Raw genomic sequence first — 26,076 nt, 5'->3', positions numbered from 1 at the left:
GCCCGCCCACCCGCCCGGGCACCCGCCAGCGAAGGGTGCGCTCCGCGCGGGGGAGGGCGGATCGCGGCGCGGTGCACGGTGCCGGGGCCCGGTGCGCGCAATGCCCCCGTCCCGGCCTGCCTCGCGCGGCGTGTCCTCTGCTGGCGGGTGCTCGGGCGGGTGGGTGGGTGGGAGTGGGGGAGCTTAAGTGGCGTTTATGTGAAGGGAATTGTGAGATGCGGCTCATCGTCCGGCTATAGGACGTTCGGGAAGTCACGCATACATTGAGGTGACTTGTCCGAAAGGCTCCCCGCATGCGCAGCTGTCGCTCCACCGCAGCAGAGGTCGAGGTTTCCCAGGTATCCGGCCGGTTGGCGGGGCTTGGGCGAGTGTGTTTCCGGCACCGGCGTTGGGTGTTGGGGGTGTGGGCGCTGGTGCTCGTGGCGGGGGTGCTGATCGGCGGGCGCGTGTTCGAGGGGTCGGTGGCGGGGACGGGGAGTGGCGGGTCGGAGTCGGCTCGTGGGGTTGCGGTCGTGCAGGCGGCGGATCCGGTGCAGGGCACCGTGACGGCGGTGGTGGGCGGGCCGCAGGTGGGTAGCGAAGGCGTCAAGGGCGCCGTCCAGCAGGCGAGTGCGGAGGTGGCGAAGCTCCCGGGGGTGCTCTCGGTGGCGGACACGTATTCGATGCAGGGGCAGTTGACGGCTGACGACGGCCGGGCGTCGCTGGTGAACGTCCGGATGGCGGACGGGGCGAGCGCCAAGCAGATCGGCGCCGTGACCGACCGGCTGGAGCGGATCACCGCGGACGGGGCGCACACCGTGGTGGGCGGCGATCTGGTGCTGCAACAGGAGGTGAAGGACCAGACCGCGAAGGACACCCGGTTCGGGGAGATCGTGACGCTGCCGCTCACCCTGATCGTGATGGTGCTGGTGTTCGGCGGGCTGGCCGCGGCGGGGTTGCCGGGGATCGGGGCGGTGGCTTCGGTGGGCGGGGCGCTGCTGGCGATGTTCGGGTTCAGCCGGATCATGGAGATCGACACCAGCGTGCTGCCGATCGCGACGGTGCTGGGGCTGGGTCTTTCGATCGATTACGCGTTGCTGATGGTGAGCCGTTTCCGCGAGGAGCGCGGCCTGGGCGCGACGATCGCGCAGGCGGTGGAGCGGACGTCGGCGACGGCCGGCCGGACGGTGGCGTTCTCGGGGCTGACGGTGGCGGTGGCGCTGAGCGGCTTGTTCGTGTTCACCAGTCCGGTGTTCCGGGCGGTCGCGGCGGCGGGGGTGAGCGTGGTGGTGATCGCGGTGGCGGCGGCGCTGACGCTGATTCCGGCGCTGCTGGGTTTCATGGGGCGGCGGATCAAGGCGCCGAGCGCGCCCGTCCCGGACGAGGGGTTCTTCTCCCGGACGGTGCGCCGGGTGCAGCGGCGGGCGGTGCCGGTGATGCTGGCGTGCGTGGCGCTGCTGCTCGCGGCGGGGGCGCCGTTCCTGGGTTCGCACTTCCGCAACTCGGGCGCCGACGTTCTGCCGAAGAGTTTCGCGTCCCGGCAGGTCGCCGAGGCCGTGCAGGAACGTTTCCCGGCGCAGGCCCCGGCCCCTGTGCAGGTGGTCGTCGAGGGCACGCCGCAGCAGGCGCAGCACTACGCGGACACCGTGGTGGCGGCGCTGCCGGGAGTGTCGGGGGTGCGGGCCGTCACCCCCGTCTCGGACGGGGTGCAGACCGTGGACGTGCTGGTGAAGGGCGACCCGCAGGGCGCGCAGGCCAAGCGGGTGGTCGGCGAGCTGCGCGAGCACCGGGGCGGCCTGGAGACGTACGTGACGGGGGACGCGGCGTCGCTGGTGGACTTCCAGCACGAGATCGGCTCGCGCGGGCCGTGGGCGGTGGGCCTGGTCGCGGCGGGGACGCTGGTGCTGCTGTTCATGATGACCGGGTCGGTGGTGCTGCCGGTCAAGGCGCTGCTGATGAACGTGCTGTCGCTGGGCGCCTCGCTCGGGGCGCTGACGCTGGTGTTCCAGCACGGGTACTTCAGCGGGCTGCTCGGGTTCACTCCGACCGGCGGCCTGGAGACGATGATCCCGGTGCTGGTGTTCGCCTTCGCGTTCGGGCTGTCGATGGACTACGAGGTGTTCCTGCTGTCCCGGATCAAGGAGCTGCACGACCAGGGCCACGGCTGTCTGCGGTCGGTGGAGCTGGGACTCCAGCGAAGTGGTCGGATCATCACCTCGGCCGGGCTGCTGATGGTGATCGTGTTCGCCGGATTCGCCGCCGGACAGATGCTGATGGTCAAGCAGATGGGCATCGCGCTCGCCGTCGCCGTCGCCGTGGACGCCACCCTGGTGCGCACTCTGCTGGTGCCCGCGACCATGTCGCTGTTCGGCCGGCTCAACTGGTGGGCGCCCGCCCCGCTGCGCCGCCTGCACCGGATCATCGGCCTCAGCGAGCACGTCGAACTGCCGCCGCTGCGCCCGGCAGCGCTGCCCGCACCGCGCACCGCCGAACAGCCCGCGCTGGTGCCTGCGTCCTAGGCTGCCGCGCACCGCCGAGCAGCCCGCGCTGGTGGGTGCGCCCTAGTCTGGCGGTATGCGACTGACGAAGTTCGGCCATGCCTGCGTCCGGATCGAGCATGCGGAAGGGGCGGTGCTGATCGATCCCGGCATGTTCACCGGCCCCGAGGCGGTGCGGGACGTGAGCGCACTGCTGATCACCCACGAGCACGCCGACCACTTCACCGAGCCACAGGTCCGGGCCGCCGTCGAGGCCAACCCGGGGCTGCGGGTGTACAGCAACCGCTCGGTGGCCCGGCAGCTCGAGGGCATCGGGACGCACGTGACGGTGGTCGGCGAAGGCGACGCGTTCGAGCTGGACGGGCTGCCGGTGACGGTGCACGGCGAGTGGCACGCGGAGATCCACCCGGACATCGAGCGGATCCCGAACATCGGCTTCCTGCTCGGCGGCCGGGTGTTCCACCCGGGCGACGCGCTGACCGTCCCGCCGGACACCGTCGACACCCTGCTGCTGCCGCTCGGCGCGCCGTGGCTGCGGGTCGGCGAGCTGGTCGACTACCTGCGCGACGCCCGGCCCCGGCAGGCGGTGGCGATCCACGAGGAGACGCTCAGCCAGGCCGGGCGGGCCGTCCACGGGCGGCTGCTCGGCCCGCAGGGGCCCGGCACCGGCGGCGTGGTGTACCGGACCCTCGACGTCGGCGAGTCGGTCGAGCTGGCCTGACCGGTCAGTGCACGGGCGCGGCGGCCGTGAACGGGCGGCCGTCGAGCGTCCAGTGCGAGTCGGAGGCGATCTCCAGTGCCGCGTACACGTGCGCCGCGACGTCGGTGTGGTGCAGCGGGCCGACCGGCGCGCCCGGGGTGATGCCGGGGCCGAACGCGGCGATCCACGCGGTGCGCTCCAGTTCGCTGCGGCCGCCGTGGCCGCCCGCGTCCACGTGGCCGTGGTCGGTGACCACGATCACCGTCCACTCCTCGGCGGCGTACGTGGAGCGCTCGCGCAGGGCGGCCAGCAGGCGGCCGAGGCGGACGTCGGCGGCCTCGATCGAGCGGCGGTAGTCCTCACCGCAGCCGCGGAAATGCGCCGTCTCGTCGACCGCGCCGAGGTAGACGAAGGACGCCTGCGGGTCGTCGTCGGAGCGGGCCAGCACGTACTCGGCCTCGGCGGTGACCCGCTCGTCGCAGACCTCCCACGCCTCCGGGGTGTCCTCCAGCGGCGCGATGTACGAGAGCCGGCCGGGCGCGTTGAACAGCGGGCCGCCGTCGCGGGCCAGGAACAGCGGCTCCCAGCCGCCGACCGCGAAGGTGCGGCGGCGGTGCTGCTTGGCCAGGCGGGTGGCGAAGTCCGGGAACACGTCGAGCCGGTGGCCGCCGAAGTGGTTGCCGAGCACGCCGTGCTTGGCGACGCCGACGCCGGTGGCGATGGTCGCCCAGCACGGTCCGGACATGGTCGGGGTGGCGTCGTCCACCTCGACGGTGCCGAGGAAGCCGGCGGCGGCGACCGCGTCCAGGTGCGGGGTGTGCAGCTCGGGCAGCAGGTCGAGACGGACGCCGTCGATGCCGACGACCAGGACCCGGCGCGGGCCGGCGGGCCAGTTGCTGGACACGGGTGGTGCTCCGATCGTTCGAGGGTGGTGCGGGTGTTCGGAACCCTAGGGTCTGTCCGGCCGATCTTGCCGGGCGCCCGACGCCGGATCATCCCGCCTGGAAGCACCGGCAAACCGCCCAAGTACACCCAGTACGAGGACGGTTCGCCGGCACTCCCAGCCGGGCGCGAAATGGGGGCACCTCCCAGCCCGCAAGGGCTGGGGGAGCCGCGCGCTGATCCGACAAGATCGACCGGACAGACCCTAGCGGCCGGATCGGGCCAGCGGAGCTGTATGGACAACTTTTCCCGGACGCCCCTTGGGGAGGCGGTCGGAGAGTTCCCGCGGATTTCGCTCGGCGTTCGTTCTGCCGGGGCTGCGACCGGCGCCCTCGTACGGGCCGGTAGCCTGACGGCATGCTGAGGATCGGACTGACGGGCGGCATCGGCGCGGGCAAGAGCGAGGTCTCCCGCCAACTGGCCGCGCTGGGCGCGGTGATCGTCGATTCGGACGTGATCGCCCGCGAGGTGGTCGCCCCCGGAACGCCCGGACTGGCCGCCGTGGCCGCCGAGTTCGGCCCCGGGGTGCTGTTGCCCGACGGCTCGCTCGACCGCCCCGCGCTCGGCCGGATCGTCTTCGCCGACCCCGCCCGGCTGGCCGCGCTGAACGCCATCGTGCACCCGCTGGTGCGGGCCCGCTCCGCCGAACTGGAGGCCGCCGCCGGGCCGGACGCGATCGTCGTGCACGACGTGCCGCTGCTCGCCGAGAACGGCCTCGCCCCGCTGTACGACCTGGTCGTGGTCATCGACGTCCCCGACGCCGAACGCCTGCGCCGCCTCACCGCCCTGCGCGGCATGCCCGAGGACGAGGCCCGCGCCCGGATGGCCGCCCAGGCGACCCGCGAGGACCGGCTCGCCGTCGCCGACCTCGTCCTCGACAACAGCGGCGACCTCGACGGCCTCACCACCCGCGTCCGCGAACTGTGGCGGCAACTGGAGCAGCGCAGCGCCTGACCTGGGCTTTTGTGCCCATGACGGGCGGGCGGGCGGCCCCGGCCCGATGCTGGGACGAGGAGGGCGGCGCGGACGGCCCCGCCCGGGGTCGTCGACTGGGGGCCGGTCGCGATGAGTTCCGGCACGAGATGGTCCGCGCTGCCGTGCGGGCGGCGTCGGAAGTGGGTGGTGCTCGGCCTGTGGCTGGTGCTGCTGCTGGTCGCCGCGCCGCTGGCCGGGAAGCTGATGGGCGCCGAGAACAACGAGGCGTCCAGCTGGCTGCCCGCCAACGCCGAGTCGACCCGGGTGCTGGACGCGCAACGCCGGTTCCAGCCGGTCGAAACCGCCGAGGCCGTGGTGGTGTACCAGCGGCCGGGCGGCATCACCGCCGAGGACCACGCCAAGGCGACCCGCGACGCCGAGAGCTTCACCACCGCGCCGCACGTGGTCGCGCCGGTGGTCGGGCCGATCGTCTCCGCGGACGGGCAGGCGATGCAGACCGTGGTGCCCGTCGCGGTCGGCACCACCGGGTGGAACAACCTCAAGCCGGCCGTGGACAGCTTGCGCGCCACCGCCGCCGCCGGCGCGCCCGCCGGGCTGGTCACCCACGTCACCGGCCCCGGCGGGATCGCCGCCGACCAGGCGAAGGTGTTCTCCGGCATCGACAGCACGCTGCTGTTCGCGACAGTCGGCGTGGTGATCGTGCTGCTGCTGCTCACCTACCGCAGCCCCGTGCTGTGGTTGCTGCCGCTGCTGTCCGCCGGGGCGGCGCTGGCGGTGGCCGAGGCCGTCATCTACCTGCTGGCCAAGCACGCCGGACTGATCGTCAACGGGCAGAGCGCCGGCATCCTGATCGTGCTGGTGCTCGGCGCGGGCACCGACTACGCGCTGCTGCTGACCGCCCGCTACCGGGAGGAACTCAGACGCCACCAGGACCGGCACGAGGCGATGGCCGCCGCCCTGCGCCGGGCCGGGCCGGCCATCCTGGCCAGCTCGGCGACGGTCGTCGCGTCCATGCTCTGCCTGCTGGTCGCCGAGATGAACTCCACCAGCGGCCTCGGCCCGGTCTGCGCGATCGGCGTGGTCGTCGCCCTGCTGGCCATGCTCACCCTGCTGCCCGCGCTGCTGGTCGCCTTCGGACGCTGGGTGTTCTGGCCGGTCCGCCCGGGCTACGGCACACCCGAACCGACGAAGACCGGACGCTGGGCACGCATCGGCGCCTGGATCGCCGTCCGCCCCCGCAAGGTGTGGATCGGCACCGCGCTCGCCCTGGCCGCCTGCACCGCCGGGCTGACGTCGCTGAACGCGACCGGCCTGAGCGCCGCCGGATCGTTCACCGGCACACCCGACTCCGTCACCGGCCAGCAGGTCCTGGCCGCGCACTTCCCCGGCGGGACGGGCGCGCCGCTGTCGGTGATCAGCAACGCCGGGCCGCCACTGGAAGCCGTCCGGCAGGCCACCGCGAGCACCCCCGGCATCGCCGGGATCGGCCCGGCCGACGTGCGCGGCGGCGAGGCGTTCTTCCAGGCGACACTCACCGACCCACCCGACAGCGCCGCCGCCCGCGCCACCGTCGACCGCGTCCGGGCGGCCGTGCACGCCGTACCAGGGGCGAACGCGCAGGTCGGCGGATCCACCGCGGTGGTCCTCGACGCCGGACGGGCCGCCAGCCGCGACAACCGGGTGATCATTCCGCTGGTGCTGGCCGTGGTCCTGGTGATCCTCGCCGCCCTGCTGCGCGCCGTGGTGGCGCCGCTGATCCTGATCGCCACCGTGGTCCTCTCGTACGCGGCGGCGCTCGGCATCAGCGCGTTCTTCTTCGCGCACGTCTTCCACTTCGAGGCCCAGGACCCGGCGTTCCCGCTCTTCGTCTTCGTCTTCCTGGTGGCCCTCGGCATCGACTACAACATCTTCCTGATGACCCGCGTCCGCGAGGAATCCGCCCACCTCGGCACCCGCCGCGGCGCCGTCGCCGGCCTGGCCGCCACCGGCGGCGTCATCACCTCCGCCGGCCTCATCCTCGCCGCCACCTTCGCCGTCCTCGGCACCCTCCCCCTGGTCGGCTTCGCCGAAATCGGCTTCGCCGTAGCCCTCGGCGTCCTCCTCGACACCCTGGTCGTCCGCTCCGTCCTGGTCACCGCCCTCACCGCCGACCTCCGCCACCACATGTGGTGGCCGGGCCGGCTGTCCCGCGCAACGCCCCCGCAGGGCTCGACGGGAGAGTGACGGCACTGGCCCTGTGCGTGAGCGGCTCGGGGCTCGCCGGCGGCCGGTCAACTGCCGGTGGCTACTGGGAGGTTGGTTTCCGGGCGGCCCCAGTCGGACCAGGAGCCGTCGTAGACGGTGGGGGTGGGGTGGGTGGTGAGGTGGGCGGCGAAGGCGAGGATGCAGGCGGTGATGCCGGAGCCGCAGGTGGTGATGAGGTGGGGGCGGTGGGCGGTGGCGGTGGTGAGGCGGGTGTGGAGGTCGGGGAGGGGGAGGTAGTGGCCGTCGGGGGTGAGCAGGTCGGTGAAGGGGAGGTTGGTGGAGCCGGGGAGGTGGCCGGGGCGCAGGTGGGGGCGGGGTTCGGGGGCGTCGCCGGTGAAGCGGTCGTGGGAGCGGGCGTCCAGGACGGTGGTGTCGGGGTCGGTGAGGGCGGCGGCCACGGCGTCCCGGTCGGTGAGCAGGCCGGGGCGGGGGTGGGCGGTGAAGTCGCCGGGGGAGTAAGGGGATTGGAGGTCGGTGACGGGGTGGCCGGCGGCCTGCCAGGCGGGGAGTCCGCCGTTCAGGACGGCGGCGCGGTCGAAGCCCATGGCGCGCAGCATCCACCAGGCGCGCGGGCTGGAGTAGATTCCGGCGCCGTCGTAGACGACCACGGTGGAGCGGTCGTTGACGCCGAGGGCGCGCAGTTCGCGCTGGAAGTCGGCGGCCGGCGGCATGGTGTGCGGCAGGTCGGAGCGGTGGTCGGAGAGTGCCCCGTCGAGGTCGAACGGGCGGGCTCCGGGGATGCGGTGGGCCGCGTGGCGATGGGCGCCGATGCTCGCGTCGAGGACGACCAGGTCGGGGTGGTAGAGGTGGTCGGCGAGCCAGGCGGCGTCGACCAGGGGTGGGGGCGGCGGCAGTGCGGTCACGGGGGGCTCCAGAGGTGGGGGAGACAGAATGATCGCACCGCCGCCGTCGGGCAGTTGAGGTGGTGTCAGGGCTTGCGGGCGACGCCGGCCCAGATGGCGACCTGGCCGTCGGTGTCCTGCGGGGCCAGGTCGGGGCGCCACTGCGGGGCGGTGACCAGGCCGGGTTCGAGCAGTTCGAGGCCGTCGAAGAAGCGCAGCACCTGTGCGCGGGTGCGCATGGTGAGCTGGGCGGTCGCGGAGCGGTAGATGGCCGGGCCCTTTTCGGCGTGTGCCGGGTCGATGAAGTCGGCGGTGGCGTGCGAGAGCGCCAGGTAGCTGCCGGAGGGCAGGGCGTCGATCAGGGTGCGGACGAGGGTGTACGGGTCGTCGGCGTCGTCGATGAAGTGCAGGATCGCGAACAGCATCAGGGCGACCGGCCGGTCGAGGTCGAGCAGTTCGCGGACGGCGGGGTCGGCGAGGATCGCCTTGGGGTCGCGCAGGTCGGCCTGCAGGACGCTGACGCTGCCCTGCTGGGCGCCGGCCAGCAGGGCCCGCCCGTGCACCAGCACGATCGGGTCGTTGTCCAGGTAGGCGACCTTGGCGGTGGGGTCGACGGACTGGGCGATCTCGTGGGTGTTGCCCGCCGTGGGTATGCCGGTGCCGATGTCGAGGAACTGGCGGATGCCCTGCTCGGCGGCGAGGGTGCGCACCGCGCGCTGCAGGAAGGCCCGGTTGGCGAGCGCGCTGATCCGGACCAGCGGGCTGAGCGCGACCACCTGCTCGGCGGCGGCCCGGTCGGCGGGGAAGTTGTCCTTGCCGCCCAGGTAGTAGTCGTACATCCGGGCGGGGTGCGGGACCTCGGGTCGCAGCTCGGAGGACGGCGGCGGACTCTGGTCGCCGGACATCCAGCCGAGCGAGATCTCCTGATGATCGGTCATTTCCGGCCCCCCGTCAGTTGGAACGCGCTTTCGGGGGCAGCATAGACGGCCGGGAAACCGGTACGACCACGGATGGCCGAAACCGGTCGGTCCGGCGACGCGGCCAGGCTACCGGTCGGGTCCGGCAGCCGGTCCGGTGACGGGCTCGGCGACAGGTTCGGCGGCGGGCTCGGGCCCGGTGTCCGGGTCACGGGTGAGCAGGTAGCGGGCGCCCGGTCCGGCGGCGCCGGCCCGGTCCTCGGCGTTGTACAGCGTGCAGCGGCTCAGGGAGAGGCAGCCGCAGCCGATGCAGCCCGTCAACTTGGCCTTCATCAGCTGGAGTTCGGCGATCTGCCGGTCGATGCGGTGCTGCCAGGTGGCGGCCACGGTGTGCCAGTCGCGGGGCGAGGGGGCGCGGTCCTCGGGCAGCCGGGCGAGCGCGGTGCGGGCCTCCTCCAGCGAGAGGCCGACCTGCTGGGCGGCCCGGACGAAGGCGATCCGGCGCAGCGCGGCGCGCGGGTAGCGGCGCTGGTTGCCGCTGGTGCGTTCGGCGTGAATCAGACCGAGGCTCTCGTAGTAGCGCAGCGCGGAGGTGGCGAGCCCGCTGCGCTGGGCGAGCTGGCCGATGGTGAGGCGGTCGTGCCGGGACGGCGTCATGGTCCGGAACACTACCCGCGAGCGCCCCTTGACCTGAAGCGGACTTGAAGTTGGATGCTCATCGGCATGACGAGCGAAGCAACGAGCACTCCCGGCAGTCAGAAGGACCCGGCCGCCACCCACCCGGTCGCCACCGATCCGGCCGCCACCGGCCTGGGCTTCACCGACCTGCCGCACCTGATCTCGCTGATGACCGGCGACGAGAAGCACACGCCGGCCGCCACCTCCACCCTGGACGCCCTGTGGGTGCTGTACGACCAGGTGCTGAAGGTCGGCCCGGCCACCGCCGACGCGCCCGAGCGGGACCGTTTCCTGCTGTCCAAGGGCCACGGCCCGATGGCGTACTACGCGGTGCTGGCCGCGAAGGGCTTCTTCCCGGTGGAGCTGCTGTCGAGTTTCGGGTCGTACGACTCGCCGCTCGGCCATCACCCGGACCGGCTGCTGGTGCCCGGCGCGGAGATCGGCTCCGGCTCGCTGGGGCACGGACTGCCGCTGGCCGTGGGCACCGCGCTGGGCCTGCGGGCGCAGGGCCTGGACGCCCCGGCGGTGTGGGTGCTGCTCGGGGACGCCGAGTTCGACGAGGGCAGCAACCACGAGGCGCTGGCGTTCGCCGGCGCGTACGGCCTGGAGCGGCTGCACGCGGTGGTGATCGACAACTCCTCGGCCACGCACGGCTGGAGCGGCGGCATCGCGTCCCGGTTCGCCGGCGCGGGCTGGTCGACGGCCTCCGTGAACGGCCGCGACCACGAGGAGCTGTACCGGGCGTACACCGCCCCGCACCCCGGCCGCCCGCACGTGGTGGTGGCCCGCACCGAACCCAAGTACAGCTGAGAGCGGAGACAACAGGCCATGACCACCCAGGAATTGACGATGCGCGACCAGTTCGCGCTGACCACCACCGAGCTGCTCGCCCGGGACCCGCGCACCGCCCTGGTGCTCGCCGACGTCAGCGCCGCCCAGTTCCCCGAGGCGGCCCGCGCCCACCCGGACCGGGTGGTGAACGTCGGCATCCGCGAGCAGTTGCTGATCGGCGTCGCCGGCGGCCTGGCGCTGACCGGGATGCGCCCGATCGCGCACACCTTCGCCAGCTTCCTGATCGAGCGGCCCTTCGAGCAGGTGAAGCTCGACCTGAACCACCAAGGCGTCGGCGCGGTGCTGGTCAGCGCGTACGGCTCCTACGACTGGGCGGCCGGCGGCCGCACCCACATGGCGCCCGGCGACATCGCCCTGCTGGACACCCTCCCCGACTGGAACGTGCACGTCCCCGGCCACCCCGCCGAGGCCGACCTGCTGCTGCGCCACGCCGTCGCGGCCGGCGACAGCCTGCAGTACGTGCGGCTGTCCGCCCAGCAGAACCGCGAGGCCCGGCCGATCGTCCCGGGGAAGTTCCTGACGGTCCGCGAGGGCAACCGCGGCGTGGTGCTGGCGGTCGGCCCGATGCTGGACGCGGTACTGGAGGCCACCGAGACGCTGGACGTGACGGTGCTGTACGCCGCCACCGTGCGGCCGTTCGACGCGGCGGGCCTGCGGGCGGCGATCGGCGGCCGGGCCGATGTGGTGCTGGTGGAGCCGTACCTGGCCGGTACCTCGGAGCGCGAGGCACATCGGGCGCTGGAGCAACTGCCGCACCGTTTCCTCGGGTTGGGCGTGCCGGTGGCGGAGCACCGGCACTACGGGTCGATGGCCGAGCACCTGACGGCGTACGGCCTGGACGCGGCCCACCTGAACGCCCGGATCGCCGCCTTCCTGTGGTGATGGCGGTAGAGCCTCAGGCCGTGCGCAGCACCGCCGCCGAGTCCGGCCCGAGCAGCACCGCGCCGTCCGGCCCGGGCCGTACCTCGCCGAACGCCGCCTCCAGCGCGGCGAGTTCACCTTCCAGCGGGACGGCGGCGGGCCCCTCGCCGCCGATCCTGGCGAGCACCCGGTAGCGGCCCCGGTGGACGGCCAGCCAGCCCGCCGCCGCGTCGTGCCGCACCCGCACCGCCGCCAGGTCGCCGGACGTCAGCTCGGGCGCGGCGCGCCGCAGCCGGATCAACGCCCGGTACCAGCCGAGCAGTTCGGCGTGCGGGGCGCGGCCGGGCTCCGACCAGTCCAGCGTGGAGGCGCGCACCGTGGCCGGGTCCTGCGGGTCGGGGACGTCCTCGGCACGCCAGCCGTGTTCGGCGAACTCCCGGCGCCGGCCCTGCCGGACGGCCTCGGCGAGCTGCGGGTCGGTGTGGTCGGTGAAGTACTGCCACGGGGTGGACGCCCCCCACTCCTCGCCCATGAACAGCATCGGCGTGAACGGGGACGTCAGCACCAGCGCGGCCGCGGCGGCCAGCCGCCCGGGTGGCAGCGAGGCAGACAGGCGGTCGCCGGTGGCCCGGTTGCCGATCTGGTCGTGGGTCTGCGCGTAGCCCAGCAGCCGGTGCCCGTAGGCGGCGGGGAACGGTCGGCCGTGCGAGCGCCCCCGGAACGAGGACCAACTCCCGTCGTGGAACCACCCGTTGGTGAGCGTCTTGGCGAGCGCCGTCCACGGGTCGGCCGCGAAGTCCGCGTAGTAGCCCTGGCTCTCGCCGGTCAGCAGCGCGTGCAGGGCGTGGTGGAAGTCGTCGCTCCACTGCCCGGCCAGTCCGAGCCCGCCGGCCGGGCGGGGCGCGGTGGTGCGCGGATCGTTCAGGTCCGACTCGGCGACCAGGAACAGTGGACGTCCGGTCGCCTCCGCCAACTCCTCTACAGAATGGGCGAGTTCCTCCAGGAACGGCAGCGCCCGGTCGTCCGCCAGCGCGTGCACCGCGTCCAGCCGCAGTCCGTCGATCCGGTAGTCGCGCAGCCAGGCCAGCGCGCTGCCGATCAGGTACGCCCGTACCTCGTCCGAGCCCGGTGCGTCCAGGTTCACCGCCGCGCCCCACGGCGTGTGGTGCCGGTCGGTGAAGTACGGGCCGAACCGGGGCAGGTAATTGCCGGATGGGCCGAGGTGGTTGTGCACCACGTCCAGGATCACGCCGAGGCCGCGCTGGTGCGCCGCGTCCACCAGGCGCTTCAGCCCGTCCGGGCCGCCGTACGGCTCGTGCACCGCCCAGAGCGACACCCCGTCATAGCCCCAGCCGGAGCGGCCGGGGAACGGGCAGACCGGCATCAACTCGACGAAGTCCACGCCGAGTTCGACCAGGTGGTCGAGGCGGGCGGCGGCCGCGTCGAAGGTGCCCTCGGCGGTGAAGGTGCCCACGTGCAGCTCGTAGACCACCGTGCCCGGCAGCGGGCGGCCCCGCCAGGCCGTCTCCGACCAGTCGAACGCGGCGTGGTCGACCGGGCGGCTCAGCCCGTCCGGGCCGAACGGCTGCCGGGGCGAGCGCGGATCGGGCAGCGCCGAACCGCCGTTCAGCCGGAAGCCGTAGTCGCCGTCCGGGCCGTCCCCGTGCCACCAGCCCGGGTGCGCCGGGTCGCGCTCCAGCAGGTACGGGATCGCCCCGACCTCCACCTCGACCACCTTGGCCGCCGGCGCCCACACCCGGTACCGCATCAGGCCCCCTCCACCAGCAGCGCCACCGGCAACTGCTGGAACACATACGACAGTTCGACCGGCCCGCCGACGAAGTGGCGGCCCGTGAGCCGGTCCGTCCAGCGGCCCGGCGGCAGCTCCAGCAGGGTGCTGCCCCAGCCGCCCGCCCGGTGCAGCCCGTACGGCAACCGGGTCGCCGCGCCCAGCACCCGCCCGCCGCGGGCGAACGCCACCAGGTGGTCGGCCGCCGGGCCCACCCCCGCCAGCGGGCGGTAGCGGCCCAGCGCGCCCTCCCGGCGCAGGTGCAGCGCGGTCCTGGTGAGGTGCAGCTTCTCCCGGGCCAGGTCGCCGGGGCGCGGCGCGGCCGAGTCGGTGAGGCGCACCGCCAGCGCGTCCAGGTCCACCGGCGCCCGGTTGTCCGGGTCGACCAGCGTGTACAGCGGCTCCTCGCCGCCCTGGAACACGTCCGGAACGCCCGGCACCAGCAGGTGCAGCAGCGCCGCCGACAGCGAGTTCACCCGGGCGAACGGCTCCAGCATCCCGACGAACCCGGCGATCCGCGGACACAGCCCCGGATTGGCCAGCGCCCCGCGCACGTACTGGGCGAGCCGCCGCTCGAAGGCCTCGTCCGGCTCCGTCCACGAGGTGCGGCGCTTGGCCTCCCGCACCGACTTCAGCAGCACCCCCAGCAGCCGCTCCTCGGACAGCGGCCACGCCGCCAGCAGGGTCTGCCACAGCAGCCACGCCGAGGCCCGGTCCGGGCACGGCCCGGCCGCCACCGTCCACGCCGCGCACTCCGCCGCCCACGCCTCCGGCAGCTCGGCCAGCACCGCGAGCCGGGCCCGGGCGTCCGCGCTGCGCTTGGTGTCGTGCGTGGACAGCGCCGTCATCGCGTGCGGCCAGTGCTCCTCCTGCCGCTCGCACCAGCGGTGGAAGTCCGCGGGCGGTACGCCCGGGTGCTCGGGCAGGCCGCCGACCTCGTTCAGCGACAGCAGCGCGTTGAACCGGTAGAACGCGGTGTCCTCCACGCCCTTGGCCGCCACCGCCGAGGCGGTCTGGCCGAAACGGTGGCAGAACTCGTCCTTGGCGGGGGAGCGGCCCAGCTCCCCGAGGGCCAGCAGGTGCACCAGCCGCTCGGCGCCGGACGCCTCCTCGGGCAGGGCGAGCGCCCGGACGGCGTCGGGCGGGGCCGCCTCGCCCGGCACCACGTACGGGCGGTACACCGGGTACTCGGTCAGCAGGGTCTCCAGCGCCCGGCGCACCGCCAGCGGCGAGTGGTCGGCCAGCTCCGGGCCGTCCGCGCAGATCCGCTCCACCAGGCGCACCAGCCGGTCGGTCTCGGCCGACAGCGCCCCGTCCGGCGCGACCATCTCGGCCCGGCCGATCAGCGCCGACGCCGCCGCGTCGGCCCGGTCGCCGACGTCGCGCCGGTAGGAGACCGCCAGCTTCTCCGCGCCCCGCCGGTCGGTCAGCACCCCGTCGATCCGGCGCAGCGCGTCGTAGCCGGTGGTGCCCGCGCACGGCCAGTCCTCGGGCAGTTGTTCCTCGCCGGTGAGGATCTTCTCCACCACGGTGTACGCGCCGCCGGTGGCCTCCGCCAGGCGCCGCAGGTAGCCGCGCGGGTCGGCCAGCCCGTCCGGGTGGTCGATCCGGAAGCCGTCCAGGACGCCCTCGCGGTGCAGGCGCAGCAGCACCGCGTGCGTCGCCTCGAACACCTCGGGGACTTCCATCCGCACCGCGATCAGCTCGTTCACGGTGAAGAACCGCCGGTAGTTGACCTGCTCGTCGGCGAGTTTCCACCAGGCCAGCCGGTACCACTGGCGTTCCAGCAGCTGCGGCAGCGGCAGCTGGGCGGTGCCGGGGCGCAGCGGGAACTCGTGCTCGTGGTAGCGCAGCACCTCGCCGTCCACCGTCAGCCGGTCGATCTCCACGCCGAGCCGGTCGCCGAGCAGCGGCAGCAGCAGCCGGCCGCGCCCGGGGGCGTCGATCGGGCCCGGCTGGGACGTCCAGTCGATGTCGAACCAGGCGGCGAACGGGTCGTCCGGGCCGTTCGCCAGCACCTGCCAGAGCGGCCGGTTCAGCTGTTCGGGCACGGGCAGCGCCATGTGGTTGGGCACCACGTCGGCGATCAGGCCCAGGTTGTGCCGCTGGGCCGCGGCCGCGAGCTCGCGCAGCGCCGTCTCGCCGCCCAGCTGCTCGGCGATCCGGCCGTGGTCGACGGTGTCGTAGCCGTGCGTGGAGCCCGGCACGGCCTCCAGCAGCGGCGACAGGTGCAGGTGCGAGACCCCGAGCGCCGCCAGGTACGGCACCGCCCGGCGGGCGTCGTGCAGGGTGAACTCCGGCTGCAGCTGGAGCCGGTAGGTGGCCGTCGGGAAGCGGGCCGTGGAAGGGCGCGCGGCGGCTGACGTCATAGCCGAATCCCTACCCGGACCGGCGGAGGCCTACCGCAGATTGCCCCGAACGGGCGGTGTCAGGCCGGTCGTTGGAGGACCAGCAGGGAGTAGTCCGGCAGGTGCAGGGTGTCGCCGGCCTTGGCGCGCGGGCCGGTGCCGGGGGCGGGGAGGGCGGGCAGCGAGGTGTCGACGACGACCTGCCAGACCTCGCCGTGGCCGGCCGGGACGGTGAAGGCGATCGGCTCCGAATGGGCGTTGAACATCAGCAGGAACGAATCGTCGACGATCTTGCCGCCGCGCCTGTCCGGTTCCGAGATGGCGTTGCCGTTCAGGAAGACCGTCAGCGACTTCGCGTACGAGGTCGACCAGTCCTGCTCGGTCATCTCCTCGCCGCCCGGGGTGAACCAGGCGATGTCGGTCAGCGCGTCGTGGGTGCCGGAGACCGGGCGGCCGTGGAAGAAGCGGCGGCGGCGGAAGACCGGGTGGTCGCGGCGCAGCCAGATCATGCCCTGGGTGAACTCCAGCAGCCGGGTGTCGGCCTGCCCGCCGTCGCGGGTCGGCCAGGTCAGCCAGGTCAGTTCGGAGTCCTGGCAGTAGGCGTTGTTGTTGCCGCGCTGGGTGCGGCCGAGTTCGTCGCCGTGCGAGAGCATCGGCACGCCCTGGGAGAGCATCAGGGTGGCGATGAAGTTGCGCTGCTGGCGGGCGCGCAGTTCGAGGACGCCCGGGTCGGTGGTGTCGCCCTCGGCGCCGCAGTTCCACGACCGGTTGAAGGATTCGCCGTCCCGGTTGTCCTCCCGGTTGGCCTCGTTGTGCTTGTCGTTGTAGGAGACCAGGTCGCGCAGCGTGAAGCCGTCGTGGCAGGTGACGAAGTTGATCGAGGCGATCGGGCGGCGGCCGTCGTCCTGGTACAGGTCGGAGGAGCCGGTGAGCCGGGAGCCGAACTCGGCCAGGGTGGCGGACTCGCCGCGCCAGAAGTCGCGGACGGTGTCGCGGTACTTGCCGTTCCACTCCGTCCACAGCGGCGGGAAGTTGCCGACCTGGTAGCCGCCCTCGCCGAGGTCCCACGGCTCGGCGATCAGCTTGGCCTGCGAGACCACCGGGTCCTGCTGGACCAGGTCGAAGAACGAGGACAGCCGGTCCACCTCGTGGAACTGCCGGGCCAGCGTCGCCGCCAGGTCGAAGCGGAAGCCGTCCACGTGCATCTCGGTGACCCAGTAACGCAGCGAATCCATGATCATCTGGAGCACGTGCGGCGAGCGCATCAGCAGCGAGTTGCCGGTGCCGGTGGTGTCCTCGTAGAACCGCTGGTCCTTCGCCAGCCGGTAGTACGAGGCGTTGTCCAGGCCGCGGAAGGACAGCGTCGGCCCGAGGTGGCTGCCCTCGGCGGTGTGGTTGTAGACCACGTCGAGGATCACCTCGATGCCGGCCGCGTGCAGCGCCTTCACCATCGACTTGAACTCCTGCACCTGGTGCCCGCGGTCGCCCGTCGAGGAGTACGAGGAGTGCGGGGCGAAGAAGCCGATCGTGTTGTAGCCCCAGTAGTTGGACAGCCCCAGGTCGCGCAGCCGGTGGTCGCGGACGAACTGGTGCACCGGCATCAGCTCGATCGCCGTGACGCCCAGCTTCGCCAGGTGCTCGATCACCGCCGGGTGCGCCAGGCCCGCGTAGGTACCGCGGATCTCCTCCGGGATGCCCGGGTGCAGCCTGGTCAGGCCCTTCACGTGCGCCTCGTACACCACCGTGCGGTGGTAGTCGGTGCGCGGCGGCCGGTCGGTGCCCCAGTCGAAGTACGGGTTGATCACCACCGAGTGCATGGTGTGCGGCCCCGAATCCAGGTCGTTGCGGCGCTCCGGCGCGCCGAAGTGGTAGCCGTACACCGACTCGTCCCAGTCGATGTGGCCGCCCATCGCCTTCGCGTACGGGTCAAGCAGCAGCTTCGAGGCGTTGTGCCGCAGGCCCAGACCCGGCTGGTACGGGCCGTGCACCCGGAAGCCGTACCGCTGGCCCGGCAGCACGCCCGGCAGGTAGGCGTGCCGGACGAAGGCGTCGGTCTCGCGCAGTTCGACGGCCGTCTCGGAGCCGTCCTCGGCGATCAGGCAGAGCTCGATCCGGTCCGCGCTCTCGGAGAACACCGCGAAGTTGGTGCCGGCGCCGTCATAGGTGGCGCCGAGCGGGTAGGGCTGCCCCGGCCAGACCTGCATGTGTCCTCGACTCCCAGTGCCAGACGCCAATCGGCGCCCCTACGGGTGACCACCCGGCGGAGCGCCCGAACGTGTGCGGGGCGTCGGTGGCGCGACGGGCCGGACGCACGGCACACCCGCATACTCCCCGCCGGACGGCCGAACGCCGCGCCCATCCGGTCCCATTCGCCCGTTGTTCGCCCGAACGGGTGTCCCGGATGTCGGGCCGGACAACCGCGTACTGACGGCCCGTCGACTGCCGGTGCGCGTGCTGTCAAGAGGGCTGTGTCGGGGCCACGGGGGGCGATACCCTTGATCGTCCGGACCGCGAGAACCCCGGGCCCGTACGGCCGGCGACCAAGGGCCGTCATGGTGGAGCGAGTCAGCGGACAGACCGGCGGCCGAGTGGCGGCGGGCGAGAGGTGAGGTAGCGGATGGCGTTCCCCGCCGACGGCGACGGACCCGACCCGCGGGCCGGCGGCAGCGAGGCCCCGACGCTGGTCGTCCGCACCGGCGTCGGACGCGGGGCGCTGCCCCCGCAGGGCGGCCCCGCCGAGGGCATGCCGCCCGCCTGGGCCGCCGACCAGTGGGACGGCGCCTACCGCCGGGTCCGGCTGGCCGGCCGCGCCTACGTCTGGCTCAACCTGGTCGAACAGCGGATGCGCGCCCTCGTGCACGAAGTGCTGCACCCCGTCTACGCGCCCGCGCACGGCGAGGAGTGGGTCACCGCCGCCGCCGGACCGGCCGGCGAGGAATGGGTGCACCGGGCCGCCGCCGTCCGCGAGGTCTCCCGCCGCAAGGGCTACCTGCTCGACCCCGTCGACGACGACCCGCTGGTCTTCCTCACCCTTCCGCAGCTGCGCGAACTGATGGTCCAGCACTGGCCGCTGTTCGAACCGCACCTGGTGGACCGCCGGGAGATCGAACTCGCCCTCGACGAACTCGAGGTCGCCCGGCACGTGGTCTCCCGCAACCGGGCCCTGACCAAGACCGTCCTCGACCAGACCGAACGGGCCGCCGCCCGGCTGCTCGCCCTGCTCGACGGCACCCACGGCGGCGTGCCCGCCGACGTGGTCGAGGAACTCGTGGCCGGCCGCTACGCCGACGTGATCGCCGTCCACCCCGACCGGGTCCGCCTGCAGCGCGACCTGCCCGTCGAGGACCTGCTCGACGGCGCCCGGCGCCTGGACGCCGTCGGCATCGGACTCGGCATGCTCTGCCAGAACTACACCGGCAAGCGCCTGGTACGCCTCGCCAGCGACGGCTGCCGGGTGCGGCTGCTGTTCCTCAACCCGGCAAGCAGCGCCGTCCGCCGACGCGAACGCGAACTCGGCCTCGGTCGCGGCGAGTTGGGGCGCTCCGTGGAGATGAACATCATGCACGCGCGGCGGGTCCGGGCCCGGCTGCGCGACCCCGGAAGCTTCGAGATCCGGGTCTTCGACGAACTGCCCCGGTTCACCGCCTACCTGGTGGAGGGCCCGCGGACCACGGGCGCCGGCGGACGGCGGCGCTCCACCGACCTCGGCGTCATCCAGCCCTACCTGCGCAAGGCCCGCGGCATCGAATCGCCCGCCCTGGTGCTCCGCGGCGGCGCCGGGCAGGAGGCCGGCGGCACCGAACCCGGGCTGCTGGAGGTCTACCGGGAGGAGTTCGAGGACCTCTGGGGGGACTCCCGCGCAGTGTCCTGACCAGCACGGTCGCCCCCGCCAGGGCGGACGCGCCGTCGGCGCTGTCACAGCGGCGCGCGATGATGGTCCGCGTCTTGGCAGTGCTGACGGAAGGACACACCCCATGACCTGGTGGAAGGGGCCACTCACCGGATTCGACCTGGAGACCACGGGCACCGACCCGCAGGAGTCCCGGATCGTCACCGCCGCCGTGGTCGACACCCTCGGCGGGCGCGTCGAAACGGCCACCAACTGGCTGATCGACCCCGGCGTCCCGATACCCGCCGAGGCCACCGCCATCCACGGCATCACCGACACCGAGGCCCGCACCCACGGCCGGCCCGCCGCCGAGGCGATCGAGGAGATCGCCCAGGCCCTGCACCAGCGGCTCGCCGCCGGACGGCCCGTGGTCGCCTTCAACGCGCCCTACGACCTGTCGCTGCTCGACGCCGAACTGCGCCGCCACGGCCGCCCCACCCTCGCCGAACGCCTCGGCGGGCCGGTCACCCCCGTGGTCGACGCCATGGTCGTCGACCGCGCCCTCGACAAGTACCGCAAGGGCTCACGCACCCTCCAGCGGGTCTGCGAGGTCTACGGCGTCGAACTCCACGACGCCCACGAGGCCGGCAGCGACGCACTCGCCGCCGTCCGGGTCGCCGTCGCCCTCGGCCACCGCTACCCCGAACAGGCCGGCGACCTGCCGCTCGACGAACTGCACCGGCGGCAGATCGCCTGGCACCGCGACTGGGCCACCGGCCTGCAGGACTGGCTGCGCCGCAAGGACCCGGCCGCCACCGTGGACCCGCGCTGGCCGCTCAAGGCGGCGTCCTGAGGGCGGCGGCCGACGATCAGCGGCAGGAGAGCAGGACCCGCTGCCGGGCCAGGTCGACTTCGAGGATCCGCACGGTCAGCCCGTCGCCGACCTGAACGGCCCCGCAGGCCGACTCGGCGGCGGGCACCAGCCCCTGGAGGCCGTCGGGGCGGTCCTCGATCCGGACGAGCAGGCCGAACGTGAGCACCCTCGTCACCACGCCGTCCACCAACTCGCCGACGCCGGTGGGCAGTTACTCCAGCGGGTTGTCCTGCAGCGCCCTCAGTGACAGGTACAGCTCCTCCCGCACCAGGTCCGCGCCGAGCACCGCGGCCGTGACCTGCCCACCCACCGGGGCCAGGTCGGACGGGGAGGTGAACGACCGCCAGGACAGCTCGGGTCGGCGGATCCGCGCGGTGAAGCCGTCGACGTCCACGAACACGACGGTGTCGGCGATCCCGGTGACGGTGCCGGTGACGGCCTGACCGGGGCGCAGGGACTTCAGGAACATCCAGGTCTCGTCGCACGGCGACCAGGTGGTGCGCCAGCGGGCCCGCAGCATGCCGTCCTCGTCGGGGAGCACGCCGCTGAGCAGCGGACGGTGCTCGTCGACCGTGATCGGCAGCGCGCAGGCGGCCCGGGCGTCCGCCACCCGGGCGGTCAACTCCTCGTGCTGGTCGTCGTGCACGACCACGCTGTGAACGGCGCCCGATCCGTCCTCCCAGACGAATTCCCGGGTGTCGTCCTCGGGGAGCGAGGCCAGCACGGCCGCGACGTCGGCGGACAGCGGCGGCCAGAGGGTCAGCATGGCGCGCGGGGTGAGGCCGGCGCGGACGGCGTCGATGGTCTCGGGCGTCAGCCGGTGCCAGCGGGAGGCGTTCTGGACGTAGCCCTCCTCCAGCAGGCCCGCCCGGCCTCCGGCGACCAGCCAGTGCACCCGGGCCCAGAACTCCTCGTCGGCGGGCCGCTGTTCGCCCGGCTCATCCGACTCCTCGGAGTACGGCGACTCCGGTATCGGCTCCGGGAACAGGCCCAGCCGGCGGACTCGCGCCGCGGCGCGCTCGCAGGGGCGGTGGGTGCCGATGTACATGTACTGGTCCCAGCCGATGTGCACGAAGAACCGGTCGCCGGCCTCCAGCAGGCACCAGCCCTCGCCGCCGCGCAGCATCATCCGCACCAGCTCCAGCGCGGTCTCGAGGGAGACCTCCGCGCCGTCGTGGAACCCGTGCAGGCCCGGGAAGAGGTCCTCCAGGCGGCCGCCGTCCTCGGGGGAGGCGAAGAAGGCGGCCTCCGGGCGGCCGATCGTCAGCCGGTCGAGGCCGCACTCCTCGGCGAACGCGACTACCGCCTGAAGGTACGCCGCCTCGATCGGCCCGCGGTCGCTGTCGGTGTCGTCGTCGGCCAGATAGTGGCCGCGCTCGTCACGGTTGGCGGGGTCGTACTTGGTGACGCGGTGCACGAAGGCGGGCACGGGGCTCCTGAAGGCCGAAGAGGCGCCCTGACAAGCCGTCAGGACGCCTCGGCAAGAGAGCCGGTCAGGACTGCGGGAAGTCGAAAGTGTAGCCCTGGGCCACCAGCCACGGGAGCAGCTGCTTCAGGGCCGCCACGGTCTGGGTGCGGTCGCCGCCGCCGTCGTGCATCAGCACCACGCCGCCCGGGCGGAGGTTCTGTTCGACGGTGGTGACGATCGACTGCACGCCCGGGCGGGACCAGTCGCGCGGGTCCACCGACCAGCCGAGGGACTTCATGCCCTGGTCGGCGCCGATCTTCTCGTTCTCGGCGGTGAAGTCGCCGCCCGGGGCGCGCCACCAGGCGATCGGGGCGTTGCCGCCGGCGGCGTCCTCGATCTGCGTCTTGGCGTCGGCGATCTCCGCCACCTGCTGCTGGTGCGACTGGGTGTGCATCGGCTGCGGGTGGTCCACGGTGTGGTCGCACAGGCGGTGGCCCTCGGCGACGATCCGCTTGACCATCGCCGGGTGCGCCTGCGCGTTGTCGCCGATCTCGCAGAACGTCGCCTTGGCGTCGTACTGCGCCAGCAGGTCCAGCACCTGGCCGGTGGCCTGGCCCGGGCCGTCGTCGAAGGTCAGCGCCACGGTCTTGCCGCCCGAGGCGGTGTGCGCCAGCACGTGCGTGGCCGGGGCGTGGCTCTGCTGCCCGCCGGACGGCTGCGAGGCGCCGGTGCCGGGCGTGGACGGGGTGGTGCTCGGGGCGGGCGGGGCCGGCGTCCGGGTGGGCGCCGTCGGGTCCTGGCTCGGCGAGGCGAACGGGGACGGGGTGCCCTCGCTCGGCGTCGGCCGGGCCGCCACCGAGGAACCCCCGCTGTCGCCCGTGGTCGTGCTCGCGCTCGGCGTGGCCGGGTGCTGCGCGGCTGCCCCTGCCGCGGAGGGGGTGCCGTGCGCACCGCACGCCACCAGCAGGGCCGGGGCGAGCAGTGCGGCGGAGGCACCGAGAAGAAGAGAACGACGACGGGCGATTATGCGGGACTTCACCATGGACGACTCCTACGTCGTACCTGCCGCGAGCAGCGGGGCGTCCGGTCGACTACGACGACGCCAGGTACGACCGAGGTGGTTCCGTCCGGATGTGCGCTGCGCCACAAGGCGGGCACCGAACGGAAGCGGTCAGAACGCGAACCAGCGTACTTCCGCCTCTCCGTCACGCAGTGAGTCGACACGGCGACGGAACTCCGTCCGGGCGGCCGGGTTTCCGGCCGTCTGCTGCGCCACCCAGGCGGCACTCGCGGTCTCCCGCGCGCCGCGCAGCACCGCGAAGCCGGGCCACTCGCGGACGTCCCACCCGTAGGCCGCGTTGAACGCCGCGACCTCCTCGGCCGGTACGCCGTACCGGTCCTGACTGAGGGCCAGCACCACCAGGTCGTGCTCGCGGAGGTCCGAGGCCATGTACTCGAGGTCGAGCAGTACCGGGCCGGCGGGGGTGATGTGCACGTTGCGCGGCAGGGCGTCGCCGTGGATCGGGCCGGAGGGGAGGTAAGGGGTCAATTCGGAAATAGCGGTGACAAAGGTCTCTTTCCGGTCACGGAGGAACGCCACGTCCGCCGGATCGATGTGACCCTCCGCGGTCGCCAGCCAACTGTCCACGGGGGCGAGGAGGTCGCGCCGGCCGAGCGGCACCGGCGGGGCCGGCTCCGCGGGCAGGGCGTGCAGGGCGCGCAGCAGCGGGGCGAGGTCCGCGGGCCGGGCCGGGCGGACGGCGGGCTCCAGCCGGTGCCACAGCGTGACGGGGTGGTCCTGGGCCAGGTGCACGACGGGGTCGGCGGGGCGGACCACCGGCACGCCCGCGCCGTCCAGCCAGCCGGCCAGCGCGAGCTCGCGGGCGGCCCGGTCGGCGGAGCCGGGGGCACGGCCGACCTTGGCGACCAGGCCGAGCTCCGGCAGGTCGAAGACGGCGTTCTGGCCGAGCGAGATGAGCGTGGCCCCGGCCGGGTCGATACCGGCCGGGGCGCACGCCTGCTGGAGGAGGGCCCGGGCCCCCGATTCGTCGAAGATCACCTGCTCATTGTCGGCGAACCGGGGGCGCGTCAGGAGGGAGGGGGTGGGTCAGCCGATCAGCTCGTGGTCGCCGCGGCCGCGGTGGGTGCCGGTGCCGGCGGGGGCGGCGGCGGGCGCCTCGCCCTCGATCCGGGGCAGCCAGTGCAGCCAGCGCGGCAGGTACCAGTTCCTGTCGCCGAGCAGGGACATCACGGCGGGGAGCAGGACGGCGCGGATCACCGTGGCGTCGATCAGGACGGCGGCGGCGAGGCCGACACCCATCTGCTTCATGGTCTGCATGGAGAGCGTCCCGAAGACCGAGAACACCCCGACCATGATCACGGCGGCGCTGGTGACCACACCGGCGGTGGTGCGGATGCCGTGGGCGACGGCCGCGCCGGTGGGCAGGCCGCGGTCGTGCGCCTCCTTGATCCGCGAGACCACGAAGACGTGGTAGTCCATCGACAGGCCGAACAGGATCACGAACAGGAACAGCGGGATCCAGCTCTCCACCGCGCCGACGCCTTCGGTGCCGATCAGCGAGGCGCCGATGCCGTGCTGGAAGACCAGCGCCAGCACACCGTAGGCGGCGCCGACCGAGAGCAGGTTGAGTATCACGGCGGTGACGGCGATGGACAGCGAGCGGAACGAGCAGAGCATCAGCAGGAAGGCGAAGCCGACCACGAAGCCGAAGACCGGGAGCATCGAGCCGGACATCTGCTTGTTGAAGTCGATCGAGGCGGCGGTGCTGCCGGTGACCGGGGTCTCGGCGCCGGCGATCCCGCCGACCGTGGCGGGCACGACCTGCTCGCGCAGCACCTTCAGGGCCTCGGCGGAGGTGGTGTCGTTGCCGCTGCCGTTGAGCGGGATGTCGACCGTGGCGACGTTCTGTTCGGCGTGCACCGTCAGGCTGGTGGGGCCGTGCATCCGGCCGGTGGCGAGGGCCTTGGACTGGAGATCGGCGAGCGCCTGCTTCATCTCGGGCGAGGAGATGTCCTTCGCCTTGATCACCACGGTGGCGGGGGAGGGGCTGCCGGGGAAGGCGTCCTGGATCCGCTGGGAGGTGGCCACCAGGGCGTTGTCCTTGGACAGCTGCTGCTGGAAAGTCAGCTTGGCGGTGTGCATGGTGAGCGTCGGCGAGGCGATCGCCAGCAGGGCGACGGTGGCCAGCCCCGCAGCGGCCAGCGGGTGGCGCAGCACCGGGGTGAGCACCGCGTTCCAGAACCGGCTGCCCTCGTTCGTGTCACGGCGCAGGCGGTGCAGGAAGGGGACCCTGCCCTTCTCCACCCGGTCTCCGAGCATCGAGAGCAGCGCGGGCAGCACCGTCAGCGAGCCGAGCACGGCGGTGATCACGACCAGGATGGTGGCGAAGGACATCGCCTTGAAGGTGGCGATGCCGGTGAGGAACATGCCGCCGATCGCGACCACCACGGTGATGCCGGAGACCAGCACGGCGCGGCCACTGGTGGCGGCGGCGATCCGCAGCGCCGTCTCGGCGTCGTGCCCGGCGGCGCGCTCCTCGCGCTCGCGGCGCAGGTAGAACAGGCAGTAGTCGACGCCGACGGCGAGGCCGACCAGCAGCATCACCGAGGAGGCGTCGCCGCTGGTGTGCAGCATGCCGGAGGAGAGCGCGACCAGGCCGGAGGCGGCGATGAAGGCGGTCAGCGCCAGCACCACCGGGAGGACCGCGGCCACCAGCGCGCCGAAGGCGATCAGCAGGATGCCGAGGGCGAGCGGCACGGCCGTCCACTCGGCGCGGGCGAAGTCCGAGGAGAACTGCTCGTCGAACCACTTGCCGGAGCTGGCCTGGCCGTACTCCTCGACCGTCAGCTCGGGGTGCTGCTTCTGAACGCCCGTCACCGCGTCCATGATCGGCGGCACGTTGGCGACGGCCGCCTTGTCGTCCTCCCCGATCACCGTGAACTGGAGCAGCGCCGAGTGCTTGTCGGCGGAGATCGCGCCCGTCTCGTACGGGCTGTGCAGCTCCCCGGCCTTGCCGGTGGCCCGGACGGCGGTGGCGACCTGCTCGACCACCGCCTTGAAGGACGGGTCGTCCGCCATCAGCGTGCGGCTCTGCACCAGGACGACCTCACCGGCCGGAGACTTGATGCCCGCGTCGTCCAGAATCCTGGCGGCCTGCGCGACCTGGCCCGGCATCTGCTCGGAATCGGTGATCTTGGTGGAGCCGTGCATGCCGCCGAGGTAGGCGGCGAGGACGACGAAGAGCAGCCAGCCGAAGACCGCGGTCTTTCTGTGGCGGGCACTCCAGGCGCCCATCGAGGCGGCGATTCCATGCTTCACGGTGGTGTCCCCCAGGGGCTACGGGCGGGTGCGGGCCGCC

General features: G+C 73.3%; 20 protein-coding genes. 8 read left to right on the top strand and 12 right to left on the bottom strand.

The annotated features are described in order from the left end of the window. The first annotated feature begins 392 nt into the window (after positions 1–392). Together ACIHEI_RS35020 and ACIHEI_RS35015 are read left to right on the top strand one after the other, a co-directional pair. Positions 393–2,498, top strand: a complete 2,106-nt coding sequence (locus ACIHEI_RS35020) for an MMPL family transporter (protein ID WP_396609594.1) — start codon at positions 393–395, stop codon at positions 2,496–2,498. Between the two features lie 55 nt (positions 2,499–2,553). After that, a complete protein-coding gene (locus ACIHEI_RS35015) occupies positions 2,554–3,198 on the top strand; it encodes an MBL fold metallo-hydrolase (protein ID WP_396609593.1) in 645 nt (214 codons plus the stop codon). Between the two features lie 4 nt (positions 3,199–3,202). Here ACIHEI_RS35015 and ACIHEI_RS35010 read toward each other — a convergent pair whose 3' ends face one another. Next, entirely contained in the window at positions 3,203–4,081 is an 879-nt protein-coding gene (locus ACIHEI_RS35010) for an alkaline phosphatase family protein (RefSeq protein ID WP_396609592.1), read from the bottom strand. Between the two features lie 395 nt (positions 4,082–4,476). On the opposite strand from ACIHEI_RS35010, the gene coaE reads away from it, so the two are divergent. Continuing rightward, positions 4,477–5,073, top strand: coding sequence for a dephospho-CoA kinase (gene coaE / locus ACIHEI_RS35005; RefSeq protein WP_387645741.1), 597 nt, complete (start codon positions 4,477–4,479; stop codon positions 5,071–5,073). Positions 5,074–5,184: 111 nt separating this feature from the next. Continuing rightward, on the top strand, positions 5,185–7,278 hold the full coding sequence (locus ACIHEI_RS35000) for an MMPL family transporter (RefSeq protein WP_396609591.1): 2,094 nt from the start codon (positions 5,185–5,187) through the stop codon (positions 7,276–7,278). Positions 7,279–7,325: 47 nt separating this feature from the next. On the opposite strand, the gene ACIHEI_RS34995 is transcribed toward ACIHEI_RS35000, so the two are convergent. From ACIHEI_RS34995 to soxR, 3 genes are all read right to left on the bottom strand, one after another. After that, complete coding sequence (locus ACIHEI_RS34995; protein WP_396609590.1) at positions 7,326–8,162, bottom strand: sulfurtransferase; 837 nt, start codon at positions 8,160–8,162, stop codon at positions 7,326–7,328. Between the two features lie 65 nt (positions 8,163–8,227). Continuing rightward, the gene (locus ACIHEI_RS34990) at positions 8,228–9,079 is read right to left on the bottom strand and encodes an SAM-dependent methyltransferase (RefSeq protein ID WP_396609589.1); all 852 of its coding nucleotides are present in this window, start codon (positions 9,077–9,079) and stop codon (positions 8,228–8,230) included. A gap of 108 nt (positions 9,080–9,187) precedes the next feature. Continuing rightward, the gene (gene soxR, locus ACIHEI_RS34985) at positions 9,188–9,715 is read right to left on the bottom strand and encodes a redox-sensitive transcriptional activator SoxR (protein ID WP_396609588.1); all 528 of its coding nucleotides are present in this window, start codon (positions 9,713–9,715) and stop codon (positions 9,188–9,190) included. Positions 9,716–9,904: 189 nt separating this feature from the next. Here soxR and ACIHEI_RS34980 point away from each other — a divergent pair, with 189 nt between their 5' ends. Continuing rightward, positions 9,905–10,546 carry a transketolase gene (locus ACIHEI_RS34980; protein ID WP_387863972.1) on the top strand — a complete coding sequence of 214 codons (642 nt, stop codon included), beginning with the start codon at positions 9,905–9,907 and terminating at the stop codon, positions 10,544–10,546. Positions 10,547–10,564: 18 nt separating this feature from the next. Then, entirely contained in the window at positions 10,565–11,470 is a 906-nt protein-coding gene (locus ACIHEI_RS34975) for a transketolase family protein (protein ID WP_396609587.1), read from the top strand. A gap of 13 nt (positions 11,471–11,483) precedes the next feature. On the opposite strand, the gene treZ is transcribed toward ACIHEI_RS34975, so the two are convergent. From treZ to glgX, 3 genes are read right to left on the bottom strand one after another with little or no spacing between them, the layout of a single operon-like run. After that, positions 11,484–13,217: a malto-oligosyltrehalose trehalohydrolase gene (gene treZ / locus ACIHEI_RS34970; protein ID WP_396609586.1), complete on the bottom strand. Its 1,734-nt coding sequence runs from the start codon at positions 13,215–13,217 to the stop codon at positions 11,484–11,486. Further along, positions 13,217–15,607 (bottom strand): malto-oligosyltrehalose synthase, encoded by a 2,391-nt coding sequence (gene treY / locus ACIHEI_RS34965; protein WP_396609585.1) that lies wholly within the window; start codon positions 15,605–15,607, stop codon positions 13,217–13,219. The genes treZ and treY overlap by 1 nt, the downstream gene beginning before the upstream one ends. A gap of 59 nt (positions 15,608–15,666) precedes the next feature. Next, a complete protein-coding gene (gene glgX / locus ACIHEI_RS34960; RefSeq protein ID WP_387645715.1) occupies positions 15,667–17,790 on the bottom strand; it encodes a glycogen debranching protein GlgX in 2,124 nt (707 codons plus the stop codon). Between the two features lie 413 nt (positions 17,791–18,203). On the opposite strand from glgX, the gene ACIHEI_RS34955 reads away from it, so the two are divergent. Both ACIHEI_RS34955 and ACIHEI_RS34950 read left to right on the top strand, forming a co-directional pair. After that, the gene (locus tag ACIHEI_RS34955; RefSeq protein ID WP_387645713.1) at positions 18,204–19,457 is read left to right on the top strand and encodes an SAV2148 family HEPN domain-containing protein; all 1,254 of its coding nucleotides are present in this window, start codon (positions 18,204–18,206) and stop codon (positions 19,455–19,457) included. Positions 19,458–19,560: 103 nt separating this feature from the next. Beyond that, positions 19,561–20,268, top strand: a complete 708-nt coding sequence (locus ACIHEI_RS34950) for an exonuclease domain-containing protein (protein ID WP_396609584.1) — start codon at positions 19,561–19,563, stop codon at positions 20,266–20,268. A 16-nt stretch (positions 20,269–20,284) separates the two neighbouring features. On the opposite strand, the gene ACIHEI_RS34945 is transcribed toward ACIHEI_RS34950, so the two are convergent. From ACIHEI_RS34945 to ACIHEI_RS34925, 5 genes are all read right to left on the bottom strand, one after another. Continuing rightward, positions 20,285–20,476: a S1 RNA-binding domain-containing protein gene (locus ACIHEI_RS34945; protein WP_396609597.1), complete on the bottom strand. Its 192-nt coding sequence runs from the start codon at positions 20,474–20,476 to the stop codon at positions 20,285–20,287. A 24-nt stretch (positions 20,477–20,500) separates the two neighbouring features. Then, on the bottom strand, positions 20,501–21,718 hold the full coding sequence (locus tag ACIHEI_RS34940; protein WP_396609583.1) for a S1 RNA-binding domain-containing protein: 1,218 nt from the start codon (positions 21,716–21,718) through the stop codon (positions 20,501–20,503). A gap of 64 nt (positions 21,719–21,782) precedes the next feature. Next, a complete protein-coding gene (locus tag ACIHEI_RS34935) occupies positions 21,783–22,739 on the bottom strand; it encodes a polysaccharide deacetylase family protein (protein ID WP_396609582.1) in 957 nt (318 codons plus the stop codon). 129 nt (positions 22,740–22,868) lie between these two features. After that, on the bottom strand, positions 22,869–23,756 hold the full coding sequence (locus ACIHEI_RS34930; protein ID WP_396609581.1) for a phosphotransferase enzyme family protein: 888 nt from the start codon (positions 23,754–23,756) through the stop codon (positions 22,869–22,871). A gap of 48 nt (positions 23,757–23,804) precedes the next feature. After that, positions 23,805–26,012: an MMPL family transporter gene (locus ACIHEI_RS34925; RefSeq protein ID WP_396609596.1), complete on the bottom strand. Its 2,208-nt coding sequence runs from the start codon at positions 26,010–26,012 to the stop codon at positions 23,805–23,807. Between the last annotated feature and the right edge of the window lie 64 nt (positions 26,013–26,076).

Origin of the sequence: Kitasatospora sp. NPDC051984 (genome assembly GCF_044593455.1) — a bacterium.
Classification (GTDB): domain Bacteria; phylum Actinomycetota; class Actinomycetes; order Streptomycetales; family Streptomycetaceae; genus Kitasatospora.
Note: the sequence above shows the minus strand (reverse complement) of the source record. Positions and strands in the feature narration are given on the sequence as shown.